The organism is Synechococcus sp. M16CYN, from assembly GCF_040371545.1.
Lineage (GTDB): Bacteria > Cyanobacteriota > Cyanobacteriia > PCC-6307 > Cyanobiaceae > Parasynechococcus.
The window spans coordinates 1,035,551-1,051,433 of the sequence record NZ_AP029048.1 but is presented as its reverse complement, the minus strand read 5'-3'; the positions used below and the strand labels follow the sequence as shown (position 1 = coordinate 1,051,433).

The window sequence follows — 15,883 nt, the reverse complement described above, 5'->3', positions numbered from 1 at the left end:
AGAATATATAGGCACTAAATAAGAAAACGGTTCTATGATACAATAATTAACTTAGTTTCTAAAGGTAGAGCATCTCGGGTAAGATTTTGTACTACTATAGTTTGTAAATCTAAACAAGTTAGGATTAGCTTAAAACTCGTGTTGAGATAGCTCTTCGTTCATTAGCGAAATTCAAAATTTTCTGTTATAAATTTTTACTCGTGCCTACTTACCTGAGTATAATTAGCTCTACTTGCTAATAAAATACCTAAAAATATTTCTAAGGTCAGCACCTAATTTCGCATTTTTCTATTAGCAATGACAACTAGAAGCAGTAAACGCTGCGGCATTGGTTAAGCTGAGGTCCTCTGAATTAATGCAAATGAGATGAATTGTCTCGTGGATCCAAGAATCGAGGCAATCCGACAGCATGCAGATGTAATCAATGAATTAATTTTTCCGATTGTTCTCGTCTGCTTTCGTATCAACTTACGAGATAACAATATTCAACTTTGGAAAAAACGTTTGAACAAATGATGGACTCCACAAATCTCTTACTGACATGTGAAGATAATGTGGGCCTTCTTATCAATACTCGCCTCACTTGGATTCTAGGCTCAGCAATCCGTGGGACCACCGTTGATTCTCTAACCAAGGTTCTACGACTCTATACGAGCTATAGAGGATAAATTATGAACTTGCCCAAACAACAATTGAGCAATGCCCAGGATTGGGGAGAAACTTTATTTAGGCTTTCTACTTAGAATGGCAGGGTGTCTTGATTACGACGCCTGTAGTATCTATTCAATCCTGAGCCCAATATCATGCCCGAGGCTTTGATGCAGCAGCAGCTCATAGCATCAGTTCAGGTACTGGGGTTACACAATGACTCTTCGCTGCCAGACGCCGACTGCCAGATCCTACGTCAAGCTAATAAAGAGCGACGTCCTTTATCGACCGGCGAAATGCAACAAATTTGCAGCTCTTCAAAGGTTGCCGTAGACTTGCCGGAATACTTACAAAACAACGCAGACCGGCTGGTTAACCAAGCTCGTCGGTTTCTTTTGATGAAGCAATCGCATTTAGTTCAACCAGGCGGTACTTTATTTCAACCTAAACGTGCCGAGGCCTGTTGGAGAGACTGTCGAGAATTTTTCCGAGTGATCGTCTATGCCGTGGCCTGCAGAAGACCCAAATTCACAAATCCGGAAGGGATGGCTGCTCTACGTGAACTGTATGCGTTAATAGGGGTACCTGTGGATGCAATTCATTTTGCTTTAAATGAACTGTTGAATTTAACTCAGCTTGAAATCCAGAGCTTAGAAGAGCAAATTCTAATTAGGGCTTGTTTCACTCACCTTACAAGCAATCTACAAACGAATCTTGTTTAAAGACTGACGTGCATCAATCAAAAAAACGCTAGAAGTATGAGATGAACGCAGTGCAATATTTACTTTTGACGACATAGCTATGCTTTCGCGGTCCTGTTCCCCCCCAAAGATTTCAAGGATGCGCTGCAGTCGAATGCTAAAATTATACCTATAAATGGTAGTGTCATGTGAAGTTTTTCATTCACAACCTGTTATTTCTAAGCATTTTTAGCAAGGCTACTCACCAAAATAATGCGACCCAACTTACCGGCAAGAGTCGGTAGGGGGGCAGGTGCTGAATCAGGCCTAGTGCATTTCAAAACAAAGCAAGTCGCCGGGCTGGTCACGATCGTTGAATAATTGAGTAATAATTTGTTCTGTATTGTATATACTTGGCACAATGGCATGGCACTGAATATATTGGGTCTATTCATTTATGATCCGTTTCCTCAGCAAAAAGGACGGTTTACCTCGGGTAGAAGTTTAGTAAAGACTCCATACATCAGCAATTTTCTCGCTCATAGGGTAGAATAAGGAAGCGTTTAGTTCAGTTGGCAGAAGATTGTGATTAAGGGCGAATTGACAGCATCAGCCTCATTCACATTTTTGACTTTTTGACGTAGATGCACGGCTAGCTTCCTTACTTGAATGCTGAATTTTTTGACTATGCTTCTCGCGATCAACGGCTCTAAAATCCTTAGAATGATTCTTGTCATCACAATTCTAAGTAGTGCACGGCTGGGTTATCGATAGTGGGTTTAGGCTATCTCGATTTGCGTACTTGGTCTGCCCCAGAAACGCTTCAACCTGAACAGATTCGGGACTCGTCCACCGATGCGCGCGGTGCAGATTGGCGTGAGCAAGACCTCGGGGAACACGATTTGCGCAACGCTAATCTTTGTAGGTGTGACCTGCGCGGCAGCAACCTAAGTCGATGTCAACTTGATGGAGCCAATCTTCGCTTAGCCCGTTTTGATAGAGCAACAAGAGTTCCTGAGGGCTTCGATCTGTGCAGCAGCGGTGCCGTTGGCCCGGGGGCTAAACTTAACGGAGCCTTCCTCAACAACTCTGACCTGCGTGAAATTGACCTACGTGGGGCTATGCTCATGGGAGCATATCTGAGCGGTGCTGACTTGAGCGGTGCACTATTAGACGGCGTATCTTTGGCTGGATCCGACCTCCGTTTCACTGCTTTGAGAGGCGCGATGTGCCGTAAAACCCGATTTGGTACAAGTCAACTAGATATGGCCGATCTACGCGGCGCTGATCTCCAAGGTGCAACTTTGGATAGCGTTGACTCAATCAAAGGAGCTGATTTCAGTGGTTGCTTCGGCCTGAACGACCAACTACCAGCCTTGTTAAATCGGGCCACCGCCGAACTAGACCATTGGAATCCTCTCACGCGCAACACAACTAGAAATAGCCTGGAATCACTTCGCGACATTTAAGGACCGACTGCTTTTAACGTAGACCTATAGTACCAAATCCACCCAACAGTCTTTTTAGAGAGAATTAGTTAACGCGTCACGCAACACTCAGAAATACTTGATTGAGGTTTATAAAGAAGCAGTTCTACGGCAGCGTTTCTGACAGAGTATTGCATAGTGCTAACGTGAGATCATTCATGCCTTTTGGTCCTGCCTCACTTCTTGGGGTGGAGCGCTTCTCGGAAGAGAGTGAGGCGCCTCTAGAGCTGCTCTCCGGCGACGAGGACGCCAAAAAAGAGCAGATTGTTCGCGCTGTTTATAAGCAGGTATTAGGCAACGCCTACGTCATGGAGAGTGAGCGTCAACTTGTCGCTGAGTCTCAATTCAAGCTGGGCGAGATCAGCGTGCGTGAGTTGGTCCGTCGCATTGCAAAGAGCTATCTATATCGCAGTCGTTTTTTTGAAACATGCACCCGATACCGCTACATCGAGCTGGCTTTTCGTCATCTGATGGGCCGTGCTCCCGTGGATTTCCAGGAAATGCGTGACCACGCGGAACGCCTTGACGCCAAGGGATACGATGCCGATATCGACAGCTTTTGTGATTCTGCCGACTATCAAGATACGTTCGGTGAGTGGATTGTTCCCTTCCAGCGCGGCTGGAGGACAGAGAGTTGCGCCACCCTTCAGGAATTCACTTGGAGTTTTCAGCTATTGCGAGGTAATAGCAGCAGCAGCCTTAAAGGTGATTTGGCCGGGGTCAGCAGCAAGCTTGGTGGTGCCGCTTATCAAAATCGTCCCCTCCCCGTTGTTCCTCCATCCTCTATTAGGACAACCGGCTGGAGTTTCCGTCCGCTTCGAAATCTACAGGATGCACCAACCCGCCTCGGCGTGGGTGCCGGTGAAGAAGGGATCACTTATCGCATCGAAGTAACCGGGTACAGCGCCAATAATGTGCGCCGAATCTCTCGTTACGTACGAAGTAATCGTGTCTATTACGTGCCTTTCCAAAAACTCTCTGAGCAATTCAAGCGAATTCACCGCGAAGGTGGAAAGATCGCAAGCATTACTCCAGTGACCTGAGCCATTTCAAAAGTTACTTAGCTTTAACTCCTTAAAACCTCTCCTCATACTTCTCCAATTATGGACACGAACCAAACCTCAACCGAATTCGGCGCTGAAACCAAGTGGAGTAGCCCAGTCAGATTTGAACGCAAAGGCCAGGGCAAAAGAGCTGCTTTGACTACTGGTGAGTTCCTTAAACAATCGTGCGACCAAATTGCTATTGGTGTGGGACCCCGGAGTCATGAGGACTGTCCGCACCGCATTACAACCGATTGCTACAACCCTGACGACTCACTATCACTAGATGAGGTAATTGCTGCTTCTTACCGACAAGTGTTTGGTAATGCTCATGTCATGGATTATGAGCGCTGCGCGGAGTTAGAGGCCCAGCTCCGCAATGGCAATCTCGATGTTCGTAATTTTATTCGCGGCCTTGCTAAGTCTAATTTTTATAAGAACCGTTTTTTCTCATCAGTCGCCCCACAGCGGGGAATTGAACTTAACTTCAAGCATCTTTTAGGCCGTGCACCTCACTCACAGGCCGAAATGTCTTCAAAAATTTCGTTACAAGCAGCGTATGGACATGATGCTCTGATCGATAGCATCATCGACTCGGCTGAGTATCTCGAGGTCTTTGGCAGCGCGATAGTCCCCTATGCACGCGCATGGAGTTCACCCGCAGACCTCTCAACCGCAGCTTTTCCGATGCTGGCGACTATTCAAAAGAGTTTCGCCGGCAGCGACAGCGCCCGCGGCCGACGTGGTTTTCTTACCACCAGCCTCGGACGTGGCGTGGCGCCACGAATTAGTATCCCCTCCCAGGCGATTAACATAAGACCGTCTGCCAGCTTTGTTGGCCTTCGTATTGCTAGCAAGGCTCCCGGTATTACTAGCGGCAAAGATACTGCGCCTATACGCGGTGATTCCTATGTATTCTTCGGCTTAGGCCAGCGCGAGCAGGAAGTCTTCCAGCGATGCCCAGGCGATACTCCAGATCAGCTCAACGCACTGATCCGTGCATCGTATAAACAAGTAATGGGTAATCCTCATCTCATGGAGTTCGAGCGAGCCATCTCGGCAGAAAGCAAGTTTATCGATGGGTACCTCAGTACCCGTGAATTTGTGAGAGCAATCGGACTCTCAGCCGAATACAAAAAACGCTTCTTCGAAACTAACGCACCGTATCGGTTTATCGAACTGAACTTCAAGCACTTCCTTGGCAGGGCTCCTAAATCACAATCAGAGATTAGTGAACACACCAGAATCCTAGCTGAAGGTGGCTACGAGGCTGAAATCTCGAGCTACGTCGACTGTGAGGAATATCAAAGCACCTTTGGCGAAGACATCGTTCCATTCGCCCGTATCTTGTCTGAAAACGGCCGTTCTCAGGTTGCTTTTAATCGTCACCTCAAACTTGCTGAGGGTTTCGCCGCTAGCGACACTGTTCAGTCCAGTTCTGCACTCGTAACATCTGTCGCCACTGGTATGGTGCCAGGAGGATGGACTTCTACTGCCACTAGGATCAACCGAACAGGCACTCAATCCGGCGCTTCAGATCCAACCAAGAAGCGTTTTCGCATCGTTGTGGGAGCCCAAGCGCCACGTAGACGTCAGCGTGCCGCAGGTAATATCTACTTAGTCTCAGGTAAAGACATGTCTAGTCAAATGAAGTATATTCATGCACGCGGTGGAAAAATTATTGCCATCACTGAAGTAATGTAGCTTGAATCTACTGTTTTTTCTAAACCCTTTATTTTCCAAATTGCTAGAGGGTTTGTTAGCTCAACGCCATTTTTCCTAACCCAGTATAGTAATGACAAGCGCTAAGAGGCTATCAACTCAAGCCAACAAAGACCTCGACCACGCTAAGGAAATTATTCAAAATATTTATAAACAAGTGTTTGGCAACCGTCATATGATGGAGTTAGATATTAACACCTCCCTCGAGGCATTATTCATGAACGGAGATCTCACCGTTCAGGGATTTGTCTCAGCACTGGCTCAATCTGAAACCTATAAAAAATTATTTCTAGAACCAAACAATTCTTATCGCTTTGTAGAGCTTAATTGTAAACACTTGCTTGGCCGTGCCCCACATGACCAGCAAGAGATTATGGCACATGTTCGATTGATGCATAGAGACGGTTATGAGGCAGAAATTGTAAGTTACACTTATAGCAAAGAATATCTTAATGTTTTCGGTGTTGATCAAGTGCCCTACAATCGTTCTAGACAGACTAATGTAGGCGGACGAACAATTGGCTTCTCACGTGCACGAGCTTTTGATGCAGGTTATGCAGGATTTGATGGAGCCGAAAAAGATTCAAAATTACTAAATAGTTTGTCGACAGGTCTTTCTCCAAGTATCATTGACAGAAAGGGTATCGGTAATTCTAATGCTTTAAGTATCAGATGGGTTTCTAACCGCCAGGTTGGAGCAAATCGTCGCTCTATTCAAAAGTCCGTAATTGCTCAAACCTCTATGTCGAGGACAATCCAGAGCATCCTGAGTCAAGGCGGACGAGTTCTGTCCATTTCAAAAATCTAAATTTTTAAGTATCTATTAATCATTTAACTTATGAAAAATTGATTATAGATAATCTGTGCTGAATCCTCAAACTTTTACTTAAAATAAATTAATCTAGCAAACACTCTATTAATTTAAATTTTTATTATGCCCATCCTTCGCCACACTACGAAAGGCCAGTCTAATCAAAATGAAGCGTTTAACAAGTCTATTGCATCGGTCCCTATGGCTATGTCATTGATGATTAATTCTTTAGTCAACATGATGCAGAATAATTTTATTTCTATACGTAACAATGCTACTAAACTAAATCTAGATGAAAATGGATATTGAGCGATTTGTTGCTCAAAGTTTGGGCAATTGGCGTTCAATGAGGTCTGGTCATTCACTAGCTTTTCAACAATTTGAAGATGTTCTTAGTGAGATCTCAATCAAAAGCATTAAAACTAACAATCAAATAATAAAAAAACTAATTAGATCATCATCTCTCCGAGACGATAGTATATTTTCTTCTCCATTTCAAATTGAATGGCAGGCAGAAAGTGATTGGGAACCAGATGATCCTTCGCAGGTTTCGAATGGTTCATGCATCATTGTTCCTATTCCAACAAATAAAACTTCAGGCCAAATACTTCGCAGTATTGGTTATGCGGAATCAGTACCAGCAGAATCGAATTATAAATTTCTTGAAGACGGCACTTTTGTTTTAAGTACTAATTATGAACAATCTATAACAGAGGAAAGAATTTGGTTTGTCTCAGACAATGTTCGTTGTCGCTCCTCAGTTCTCAATACTTCAGCTGGCTCAGGTATATTGCAATCATCATTTGCTTCAGAAGTAAGAAAAATAAAAATTTAAAGCTACTATTATTATGGATATAAATAAACGTCTTAAATTTGCCAACACACTAGCAGGCATTTATGACAATTATGCACAGTCACAAAAGAGTCCAAAAAATTTCGCTAGGATAAATATTGTATTTCGTCCACTCCCATGGGAAATTTTTAATGGTCCTGGTTTCTATTCGGAACAATATTATAATTATGCTCCATGGCAACCTTATCGACAAGGCATTCATCGCTTAGAAGTTAAAGAGAAAATTTATATTCTAAATAACTACGGATTTGCTGATAAGGAACGAATAGCTGGTGCTGGACGCAATCCAGAATTATTGCAATATTTAAACATTAATAGTCTTTCTTGCCGTTTTGGTTGCGCTATGCATTTTAGAGAAAAAACCAGTGGTTGTTACATAGGATCAGTTGAACCTGGTAAAAAATGTTTGATACCAAGAGATGGTTACTTAACATATTTAGTTAGCGAAGTTCAAGTAGATCAAGACAATTGGATTAGTCGAGATCGTGGTTTTGATCTCGAAACTAATCAGCCAAGATGGGGATCTGAACATGGATTGTTACGTTTTAAACGCATAAAGAATATTTCGGAAATAATTAATTCAAGTTGGATTCAAAATAAGGAATAGCAAATGCTCGATATTGAAAAACAAATTAAGTCATGGATTAGATCACAGCATTTAATTTGCGAGAGAAATAACTTTGTTTTTGAAACAGTAGACCAAACTCAATTAGAAAAGTTTGAACGATATATTGAATCAATAGGGGGAAAAATTAGAACAGTTAAAGCAGTAGGAAATTGGCCAATGGGACCTAAAAGATCGTTCAAAATATTAAGAGCAGTTGCCAGTGTTCCACGTCCAGGTGGTGAAGCATTTGTAACTTATTGGGCTGAACGAGGCAGTCAACAAACAAGGTATTCAGAGATTAATACTTAAATATTACTCATCAAACCATCCCAACCACGTAGGTTTTGAAAAATCAGTGTGCTGACTCCACTTTCGCAATATGACTGTGGATTCAAGTATAAATCCTCGTTCACGTGCAATTTCAAGTATTGCATCTTGGTTCAGTGCAGACTTAATCTTTAAACGAAGCTCTTTATCTGAACGAGCCAAAGATATAAATTGTTCCAATAATTGATCTTGCTCTAAATCTGACATAGCAAGTGTTAATGAGAAAGTGTTAGGTTCTAGATTGAGGCGTTGCCGTCATCAGCCCCCTCCATAAGCATAGCTCTCCATGTTGAAAGCTGTCGAAAAGCCCACGACCAATGAGCTGGATTTGCCAACAGAATTTTTCTCCGCACCGAGTTTGACTGCAAACTTAGATCCGTCTGATAAAACAGCTCCCAGTCTGATTTAGTGAACTGAAAACCGTGACTTTGGCCATAAGCAATGATCTCATCATGATCCTTGAGAGATTTAAGGCCTTTGGCTAATTCATGAAAGCGAACCACACTATTTACAAAACTACTTAAGTCATTGTTGACCATCAGCAACTTTCAACCCAAATAGCAAAATTAGCTTTTTTGCAAATTAATTGCAACACTAAAGGACCGCCAGTGCAGCTTAGTAAACGCCAGGGTATTTCGTTGAAAACAACACCTGAACCTACAAGATTTTTTGGGGGACGAGTAGCTTGCTCTAAAGAGATAATAGCAGCTCCCGTAAGAGAACTATCGATAGATTGGATGATAATGCGAAGACTCATCAAACTGTCGACCTCATTCAATTCATCCCGAATTTTAGAACTGTTTGATATTGCTGCGATACAATGAGACAGGGCTGAATTTGTTTTGGCAGTAATTGGCATCGCATGTATATAACCCCGCATAGGCTAACAGACTTGATACCTCTAAAACAATATTAGAGACATAATGAAGTATATCTGAATTACCCATTAAAAAATATAATTAAAGTTAGATTATATCTAGATATAGTGTTAAATTGATAATGATATAATCATATTTAATTTTCCTAACTTTGTTGATAACTATTTACGACCATTAGGTTTGTTATTTCTTATAGTCACTATTTACCAGCAGAACTAATTAAAGATGTAAATGCCCCCCGCATCGCTTAAGTACCAAAAAATAAAAAGTTTTTACTGTAACTAACTTAATATTCTAAGCTTTTAATAATAAATTATTAGCAATTAGTATAACTAGTTAACAAAAATTAGAAAAATAGTAAAGTAGCAATAATAAAGAAATTAATTACTTGAATTCAAATGTGGTTGATCAATCACAACGGTAAATCAGATAATTTCTAAAATATAATTTAAATGTATTTAATTATCAAATTTATTTGCATATATGCAATCATTAGTTTTAAGAAAACTAAAAAACTAAAAACATACTATTGGATAGCTAGCTAATTTTTTAGCTAGCCAGGAGCTATAAAATTAGTTGATTATTATTGATTTTGATTTAAATCAAAGATGTTAGCCTGCTAATAATGTTTAGCAATACATAGTATCAGCATTATTGTTACTTATCACAAAGTTAGAATACATTCTGTAAATTTGTTACGTATTATAACAGCAACTGACTTTGATAAAAATCAGCTTGAGTTTATTTCAAGTAAGTAATTAGAATATACAATAGTTATATGCCAAAAGCTATTATAAGAGTGGACTTAGGCTTATCAAGAATATATAAATAGAGATAGATTAATATAATTAAGTTATATATTACAGACATATCACTAAAATAACTACAAAACTAGTCAACTCCTTATGATAACTCATAGTGCTCATGAAACTAAATTTAGTCCGACGATTAAGCTTGTATTTCCTTAATTAAAATTACTGTCATGTAACAGGTCGAATATGCACATTCATTAAAGCTTAATTTCTTAGATTAGGCCAAATAGCTTGACAAAAAATATAAGATGACACCACATACTAAGATTTTGTATACTGTTTAACTGGAAACTGCGGGTAGATACTACTAAATCTATCATAAATAGGAATAGAATTTTTCGAAAAGAATTTAAGTCAGAAGCAAAAGCGAACTCATTCGGATTCATATTTATATTTAAATCAGATTTCGCGTTTGCAAACTTTTTTATCTACACATCTACATCGCGTTAGTGGACAAGAAACTAGGGCTACTGTCAGCCTGATGCGAATTCGCATTCCACCCAAACATTCCCCTAACTATGCTCGACGCATTCTCCAGGAAGGCCGTTTCGGCCGATGCCAGCGGTGCTTTTATCGGCGGAGGCGAGCTGTCCTCTTTAAAGTCGTTCATTGCTGATGGCAACAAGCGTCTTGATGCAGTGAATGCTATTTCGAGCAACGCTGCCTGCATCGTTTCTGATGCTGTTGCAGGCATCTGTTGCGAGAACACCGGTCTAACTGCCCCTAACGGTGGTGTGTATACCAACCGCAAGATGGCTGCTTGCCTTCGCGATGGTGAGATCGTCCTTCGCTATGTTAGTTATGCTCTTCTCGCTGGCGATGCTTCTGTCCTGCAAGACCGTTGCTTGAATGGCTTACGCGAAACTTATGCAGCCTTGGGCGTTCCTACCGGGTCTGCTGCGCGTGCTGTTGCAATCATGAAGGCTGCCTCTAGCGCTTTGATAACAAATACCAACAGCCAACCAAAGAAAGCTGCGGTGACCCAGGGTGACTGCGCCAGTTTGTCGAGCGAAGCGGCAAGCTATTTCGACATGGTAATCAGCGCTATCAGCTGAACCAGATCCAACCGAAACTATCCACTATCACTGAACAATCTGCATAGACCATGAAGTCTGTTATTACCACTGTTGTTGGCGCAGCCGACAGCTCTTCTCGGTTTCCCTCTGTTTCCGATATGGAGTCTGTACAGGGCTCCATACAACGTGCTGCTGCACGCCTAGAAGTTGCTGAAAAGTTAGCTTCTAACTACGACGCCATAGCACAGCGCGCTGTTGACGCTGTGTACGCTCAATACCCTAACGGCGCTACTGGTCGTCAGCCTCGCCAGTGCGCCACTGAAGGTAAAGAAAAGTGCAAGCGTGACTTCATTCACTATCTGCGTTTGATCAACTACTGCCTGGTTACAGGTGGCACTGGTCCCCTGGATGAGCTAGCTATCAACGGTCAGAAAGAGGTTTATAAAGCTCTTAGCATCGATCCTGGTACCTATGTGGCTGGCTTCTCTCAGATGCGTAATGACGGTTGTGCACCTCGCGATATGAGCCCCCAGGCTCTGACCGCTTATAACAATCTGCTGGATTATGTAATCAACTCTCTCGGCTGATCCTATCAATTTGGGTGTTATTAGAACGTATCAAATAATTAGGGTGGGCCGATGCCCATCCTTTTTTACTAATCTTAAGCAAGAATTACAGCTATATGTCAGTAGATCTTTGAATCTCACCATAAGCGATTACCGCATATTAAAAGAGCCTCATATTTTTATTTTATATGTATTCTTAACCCTTCTTTTTATCATGCTTGGTATAGACACTAGCCTAAGAGGTCTTAGTTCAGCAACAAGTACAGGTCCTGCTTCATTTGCCACAGATAGCAAGGCAGGCAGAAACACTATGCCCCGAACTGTCGAAGATACTATTGCTGAGTACAAGCGCAACCATTGCGCATCCATGAGAATTAGCATCGGCCCTCGTCTTCATTCTGAGTGTCCTTTCGGTGTAATTGCTGACAGTTTCACTCCGGGTGATGGTGAAGCTCTTAGACGCTCAATCACAGCTTCATATAGACAAGTTTTCGGTAACCTTTCTCTAACAGAAAATCAACGTGAGACGTCATTAGAGGCTAGATTGCTAAATGGAGAAATTTACATTCGAGATTTTGTGAATAGTTTAGCAAAATCTGAATTCTATAAATCAAATTTTTTCTATACTGTAGGTGCACAGCGCGGTATCGAGTTGAATTTTAAACATTTGCTTGGACGTGCACCTTTAGATCAAAGCGAAGTTCAATCTGCTATCAAGCTTCAAGCTGAGTCAGGCTTTAATGCACTAATCGATAGTCTGACTAATTCAGCTGAATATACTGAAGTATTTGGTAAAAACATTGTCCCTTACGAGCGTACTAAGGATTCATATGCTGGCATGTTCACTCGGTCCTTCAATATGATGCGAGCATTAGGTGGAGCGAAGGTTGCTATTAGCGACAATGCACAGGGTCGGAATAGTCGAACGATTAATACTCTTACGATAGCTGCCCGTGAAAGTGCCAAACCAATGCCATTTAGCTACACATCAATAACTCGAATACCTGTCAAATTGCCGCAACAGCAATACACTGGTCATAATCCTGTAAAGGTGACAGATTATGTACCTTTTCAACCTTTTGGAGTACACTTCTAATTATATAAAATTAAGAAGACTGAGTATAGTAAGCTGCTTCGTAGTTTACGGAAGAGTTTTTTATAAGCATAACTGGATAAGAGGGTTTGATATTAAATCAACTAAGTTAAATATGAAATTTGATCCTGTTGCTCGTGCCTAAAAAAACCACTAGTTACTTGACAGACAACACTAACAAATTGACAGAGCAGGAAATGTTTGAACTGGCAGAAGCTTTAAAATCACAACTTACAATGCAAAAAGTGCCGAAATCGGATCAAGATTCACTTAGAAAGATGGTAGCAGGACTAGGAGATCAGCGAGGGGCTGTTCGACTTACATTTGCACAAAGTCTAGGTTCTATTGGAGAAGAAGCTATACCTATCCTTTGTACTGCACTGCAAAGCAATCCTAACGTATTAATTAGACGTGCTTCGGCAAAAACCCTGAATATTATTGGTAGCGAAAAAGCACTTCCCAGTTTAGTGAAGGCTTTCCAAAACGATAATGATCCCGTTGTTCAAGGATCTTCTGCGGGTGCAATGGCAACAATAGGTATACCCGCAATCGAGTCATTATTAATGATGTTAACAAGTAAAACTTGTAGTGCTTTTCAAATTGGTCTTATTAATCTTGCATTAAATTTTATTGCTTCAAAAACCCCCGAAGCGTTTAGCCAAGCCTTTCAATCAGAAAGGCCAGCAATTAGAATTATTGCCATTACTGCACTAGCCGAGCAAGTTAGATCAACAAAGAATAAAAGCGCTAGGCAATTTCTAATACAAGCCTTAAATGATATTGACAACGAAGTACGTGCAGAAGCAGCAATAGTGGTAGGACAATCCTTAGAACCAGAAGAAGATGTAGCTAAAAAGCTTAATCAATTATTAAAAGATAACAGTATGCAAGTAAGAAAAAATACCGCGTTAGCATTAATGAAGATGGAAGCAGTCAACTCAGTCAGTCATTTGAATAAAGCAATTTCCTCTGAACGAAACAGTAACGTTAAAGCTGTAATGAAGGTTGCGGTGAATCAATTAAAAAATATATCAAACTAGGCTATTGAAGATTAAGACTTTCCCTTCTCTCAAGGCTAGCCTTGGCTACTTCGCGAACAAGAGGATCCTTCAAATTATCAGATGCTAACTTCCGAAGGCATGCTGATGCCAAGGGAGAATCCAGCTCTGCTAGTGCCATTGTAGCGCCTTGTATATGAGCAATATTAGATTTATCACAAACTTGAATTAGAAGATCAATAGTACGTTTTTTTTCTGAATCATGTTTAGAAAGATGTCCAAGAGTCATTAATGCAGACTGATTAACAACAGGGCTAGAATCATCTAAAGCTTGTTCAAGAATTGATATTATTTCTGGAGGGAAAGCAACCTTAGGAAAATTGACTGATATTTGCACGATAACTTTAATGCAGCATGCTCTTATCGTGCTGCTATCAGATGATTTGAATGTTTGTATTATATCAGGAACTGTTTGATGACCTAGAACGCCCAGTCCTTTTACAGCCGTACGATATACAATAGGATCTGGACTGTGTAACAGGGAAAAAAGATATGGCATAGCTTCAGTGGCATAGTGCTTAGCCATTAAGACGCAAGCCTTATCTCTAATATTAGGATTAGGATGGGACAGATCATGGATCAGTGACTTAAAGGAAGGAGGCAAGGAATTCATATCAACACCAAAGATTTCTAATCAATCTGACTATAGCATCATACAAAACTATTAGATTGTAATTCTGTAGCAAGTAGACTACAATAATTCTGAAAAACTTTTAGCTGCCCTAGCACGAACAAAAGTGTCAGGATCCTTTAACAATAGCTTTAAGACCTGTTTTTTTGTATGATAATCTATATAGGAAAACTTTTCAATGCACATAATAATTACATAACGACAATCCCAAGGTAAATTAATAGCTTTAGAGAGAAAATCAAAAATAAAGTCTAGAAATTGTTTTGGATAAAGATACTGGAGAGATTGGATCGCAGCAGAGCGACTTTTTCGGAACTGAGGTCTGCGATTAACAACTGATTCTTGTAATATTTGCAAAATAAACTCTTGTCCAGTTAGTGGCCAATTACAACATGAGCCTAGTACGTGCATAAAAAAGTAATGAGCTCCATAATCATTATTAGCCTTTTGCTCCCAAGATTCTTTTAAGAGTGGCCACAATACATTAGTTGGATATCGATTTAAATTAATAAGAGCTAGATAACAACGACTAAAGTCAGTATTATATAAATTATTTATAAGAAATCTCACACTTGGTTTATCTTTATATGTATGAATAATATTAATAGTATTTGGATCATCTTTTAAAATGCTATCAATTGAAGATAAAATAGTATTATTAATAGATTCAACGCCTAATTTGTTGAAGAATTGACGACAAGCACGCATCCGAAAAGACGGTGAAATTGGTGCTGCTACAATTGCCGGTAGAAACTCAGACGCGTTCGCATCAATTAAGTCTTGCACAGCGCATTGACGATCCATTTGATTCGGAAAGGTCAAATATTGTATAATTTTTGGTACATCTGATATATTATTTGTCAATTGGGCAACTGCAGAAATCGCAGCACTTCTAATATTTGGAGTTTTAGAACACTGAAAGGTTTGAATTAGTTTAAGGCTTGACTGAACTCTTAAGCCTGCAAGACACTGAATCAAAACACGTTGGTTTTGATTTTCATCCTTTAAAAGGTATAACATTCGATCAATTAGTTTTGAATCATTACACTGAAGTTGTTGAAGAGCCCAAACTGAATTCTCAACCAGATAGATATCTTCAGACCAAAGACACTTACCAATTGCAGAGATTGCAGAAATATAGCCAAGACGAGCAAGCACTTCTACTGCTTTTCTTTTAGCAATTTTTACCGCTTGGTTATTAGAGGATTTCTCAAGCAAATTTAATAATGCATACTCTGTTTTAGCTCCGTGGCAGTTAATTAAATGTGCAGCAGCCATATAAAAATCACTCTGAGAAACAATCTTATCAAGCGGTGTGGAAAGAATATTGTATGCACGCTCACAAGTGAGTTCAGGATGAATATTGTTAAATTGTTTCATTGTTAGAATTTGAAATTGTGTATTTATTATATAAGATTACCTGCCTTAAATTTTATTATAAAACTATTAAAAACCTAATCAAAAATGTAAACTACACTAATGCTTAGCTTATTATTTAAAGTAACTAATTGCATTAAGAAATATATTTAAAATTTTTAATAGGCCAGACAAGGAAATGAGATTATGCATTGTACTAGTCTATTAATCACTAGCTTTAATAAAGCTATTTTCTAAAATAAAAAAATGTGATTTAAGTAGATTATTAAATTAG

The 15,883-nt window shown here is 40.3% G+C and carries 18 protein-coding genes; 12 read left to right on the top strand and 6 right to left on the bottom strand.

What is annotated here, in order from left to right:
- Window positions 1-803: 803 nt before the first annotated feature.
- Window positions 804-1,370 carry a phycobilisome polypeptide gene (locus ABWV55_RS05150; protein ID WP_353291115.1) on the top strand — a complete coding sequence of 189 codons (567 nt, stop codon included), beginning with the start codon at window positions 804-806 and terminating at the stop codon, window positions 1,368-1,370.
- Between the two features lie 197 nt (window positions 1,371-1,567).
- Here ABWV55_RS05150 and ABWV55_RS05145 read toward each other — a convergent pair whose 3' ends face one another.
- Entirely contained in the window at window positions 1,568-1,696 is a 129-nt protein-coding gene (locus tag ABWV55_RS05145) for a hypothetical protein (RefSeq protein ID WP_353291114.1), read from the bottom strand.
- Window positions 1,697-2,098: 402 nt separating this feature from the next.
- Here ABWV55_RS05145 and ABWV55_RS05140 point away from each other — a divergent pair, with 402 nt between their 5' ends.
- The 7 genes from ABWV55_RS05140 (at window position 2,099) to ABWV55_RS05110 (ending at window position 8,160) form a co-directional block, all read left to right on the top strand.
- On the top strand, window positions 2,099-2,797 hold the full coding sequence (locus tag ABWV55_RS05140) for a pentapeptide repeat-containing protein (protein ID WP_353292591.1): 699 nt from the start codon (window positions 2,099-2,101) through the stop codon (window positions 2,795-2,797).
- Window positions 2,798-2,973: 176 nt separating this feature from the next.
- Window positions 2,974-3,858, top strand: coding sequence for a phycobilisome linker polypeptide (locus tag ABWV55_RS05135; RefSeq protein WP_353291113.1), 885 nt, complete (start codon window positions 2,974-2,976; stop codon window positions 3,856-3,858).
- Between the two features lie 60 nt (window positions 3,859-3,918).
- The gene (locus ABWV55_RS05130) at window positions 3,919-5,562 is read left to right on the top strand and encodes a phycobilisome rod-core linker polypeptide (RefSeq protein ID WP_353291112.1); all 1,644 of its coding nucleotides are present in this window, start codon (window positions 3,919-3,921) and stop codon (window positions 5,560-5,562) included.
- Between the two features lie 91 nt (window positions 5,563-5,653).
- Complete coding sequence (locus ABWV55_RS05125; protein ID WP_353291111.1) at window positions 5,654-6,388, top strand: phycobilisome rod-core linker polypeptide; 735 nt, start codon at window positions 5,654-5,656, stop codon at window positions 6,386-6,388.
- A gap of 301 nt (window positions 6,389-6,689) precedes the next feature.
- Entirely contained in the window at window positions 6,690-7,226 is a 537-nt protein-coding gene (locus ABWV55_RS05120; RefSeq protein ID WP_353291110.1) for a phycobiliprotein lyase, read from the top strand.
- Window positions 7,227-7,239: 13 nt separating this feature from the next.
- Entirely contained in the window at window positions 7,240-7,851 is a 612-nt protein-coding gene (locus tag ABWV55_RS05115; RefSeq protein WP_353291109.1) for a chromophore lyase CpcT/CpeT, read from the top strand.
- Between the two features lie 3 nt (window positions 7,852-7,854).
- Window positions 7,855-8,160, top strand: coding sequence for a CpeR family transcriptional regulator (locus ABWV55_RS05110; RefSeq protein ID WP_353291108.1), 306 nt, complete (start codon window positions 7,855-7,857; stop codon window positions 8,158-8,160).
- Window positions 8,161-8,163: 3 nt separating this feature from the next.
- On the opposite strand, the gene ABWV55_RS05105 is transcribed toward ABWV55_RS05110, so the two are convergent.
- Genes ABWV55_RS05105 through ABWV55_RS05095 form a run of 3 tightly spaced genes read right to left on the bottom strand, consistent with a single transcriptional unit; the run spans window position 8,164 to window position 9,037 of the window.
- Window positions 8,164-8,385, bottom strand: coding sequence for a Nif11-like leader peptide family natural product precursor (locus ABWV55_RS05105; protein ID WP_353291107.1), 222 nt, complete (start codon window positions 8,383-8,385; stop codon window positions 8,164-8,166).
- Window positions 8,386-8,414: 29 nt separating this feature from the next.
- Entirely contained in the window at window positions 8,415-8,717 is a 303-nt protein-coding gene (locus tag ABWV55_RS05100; protein ID WP_353291106.1) for a Nif11-like leader peptide family natural product precursor, read from the bottom strand.
- On the bottom strand, window positions 8,717-9,037 hold the full coding sequence (locus tag ABWV55_RS05095; RefSeq protein ID WP_353291105.1) for a hypothetical protein: 321 nt from the start codon (window positions 9,035-9,037) through the stop codon (window positions 8,717-8,719). Before ABWV55_RS05095 ends, ABWV55_RS05100 begins: the two co-directional genes overlap by 1 nt.
- Before the next feature lie 1,349 nt (window positions 9,038-10,386).
- On the opposite strand from ABWV55_RS05095, the gene ABWV55_RS05090 reads away from it, so the two are divergent.
- The 4 genes from ABWV55_RS05090 (at window position 10,387) to ABWV55_RS05075 (ending at window position 13,583) form a co-directional block, all read left to right on the top strand.
- Entirely contained in the window at window positions 10,387-10,923 is a 537-nt protein-coding gene (locus tag ABWV55_RS05090) for a bleomycin hydrolase (RefSeq protein WP_353291104.1), read from the top strand.
- A 50-nt stretch (window positions 10,924-10,973) separates the two neighbouring features.
- Window positions 10,974-11,471 carry a class 2 C-phycoerythrin subunit alpha gene (gene mpeA, locus ABWV55_RS05085; protein WP_353291103.1) on the top strand — a complete coding sequence of 166 codons (498 nt, stop codon included), beginning with the start codon at window positions 10,974-10,976 and terminating at the stop codon, window positions 11,469-11,471.
- A gap of 193 nt (window positions 11,472-11,664) precedes the next feature.
- Complete coding sequence (locus ABWV55_RS05080) at window positions 11,665-12,546, top strand: phycobilisome rod-core linker polypeptide (protein WP_353292590.1); 882 nt, start codon at window positions 11,665-11,667, stop codon at window positions 12,544-12,546.
- Window positions 12,547-12,740: 194 nt separating this feature from the next.
- The gene (locus ABWV55_RS05075; RefSeq protein ID WP_353291102.1) at window positions 12,741-13,583 is read left to right on the top strand and encodes a HEAT repeat domain-containing protein; all 843 of its coding nucleotides are present in this window, start codon (window positions 12,741-12,743) and stop codon (window positions 13,581-13,583) included.
- Window position 13,584: 1 nt separating this feature from the next.
- Here ABWV55_RS05075 and ABWV55_RS05070 read toward each other — a convergent pair whose 3' ends face one another.
- Window positions 13,585-14,214, bottom strand: a complete 630-nt coding sequence (locus ABWV55_RS05070; RefSeq protein WP_353291101.1) for a HEAT repeat domain-containing protein — start codon at window positions 14,212-14,214, stop codon at window positions 13,585-13,587.
- Between the two features lie 78 nt (window positions 14,215-14,292).
- The gene (locus ABWV55_RS05065) at window positions 14,293-15,612 is read right to left on the bottom strand and encodes a HEAT repeat domain-containing protein (RefSeq protein WP_353291100.1); all 1,320 of its coding nucleotides are present in this window, start codon (window positions 15,610-15,612) and stop codon (window positions 14,293-14,295) included.
- Window positions 15,613-15,883 lie beyond the last annotated feature (271 nt).

Excerpts from the sequence above, each read along its gene's own strand:
- ABWV55_RS05150 (WP_353291115.1), top strand. The coding sequence starts at position 804 with ATGCCCGAGGCTTTGATGCAGCAGCAGCTCATAGCATCAGTTCAGGTA.
- ABWV55_RS05135 (WP_353291113.1), top strand. The coding sequence starts at position 2,974 with ATGCCTTTTGGTCCTGCCTCACTTCTTGGGGTGGAGCGCTTCTCGGAA.
- ABWV55_RS05130 (WP_353291112.1), top strand. The coding sequence starts at position 3,919 with ATGGACACGAACCAAACCTCAACCGAATTCGGCGCTGAAACCAAGTGG.
- ABWV55_RS05125 (WP_353291111.1), top strand. The coding sequence starts at position 5,654 with ATGACAAGCGCTAAGAGGCTATCAACTCAAGCCAACAAAGACCTCGAC.
- ABWV55_RS05120 (WP_353291110.1), top strand. The coding sequence starts at position 6,690 with ATGGATATTGAGCGATTTGTTGCTCAAAGTTTGGGCAATTGGCGTTCA.
- ABWV55_RS05115 (WP_353291109.1), top strand. The coding sequence starts at position 7,240 with ATGGATATAAATAAACGTCTTAAATTTGCCAACACACTAGCAGGCATT.
- ABWV55_RS05110 (WP_353291108.1), top strand. The coding sequence starts at position 7,855 with ATGCTCGATATTGAAAAACAAATTAAGTCATGGATTAGATCACAGCAT.
- ABWV55_RS05105 (WP_353291107.1), bottom strand. The coding sequence starts at position 8,385 with ATGTCAGATTTAGAGCAAGATCAATTATTGGAACAATTTATATCTTTG.
- ABWV55_RS05100 (WP_353291106.1), bottom strand. The coding sequence starts at position 8,717 with ATGGTCAACAATGACTTAAGTAGTTTTGTAAATAGTGTGGTTCGCTTT.
- ABWV55_RS05095 (WP_353291105.1), bottom strand. The coding sequence starts at position 9,037 with ATGCCAATTACTGCCAAAACAAATTCAGCCCTGTCTCATTGTATCGCA.
- ABWV55_RS05090 (WP_353291104.1), top strand. The coding sequence starts at position 10,387 with ATGCTCGACGCATTCTCCAGGAAGGCCGTTTCGGCCGATGCCAGCGGT.
- mpeA (WP_353291103.1), top strand. The coding sequence starts at position 10,974 with ATGAAGTCTGTTATTACCACTGTTGTTGGCGCAGCCGACAGCTCTTCT.
- ABWV55_RS05080 (WP_353292590.1), top strand. The coding sequence starts at position 11,665 with ATGCTTGGTATAGACACTAGCCTAAGAGGTCTTAGTTCAGCAACAAGT.
- ABWV55_RS05075 (WP_353291102.1), top strand. The coding sequence starts at position 12,741 with ATGTTTGAACTGGCAGAAGCTTTAAAATCACAACTTACAATGCAAAAA.
- ABWV55_RS05070 (WP_353291101.1), bottom strand. The coding sequence starts at position 14,214 with ATGAATTCCTTGCCTCCTTCCTTTAAGTCACTGATCCATGATCTGTCC.
- ABWV55_RS05065 (WP_353291100.1), bottom strand. The coding sequence starts at position 15,612 with ATGAAACAATTTAACAATATTCATCCTGAACTCACTTGTGAGCGTGCA.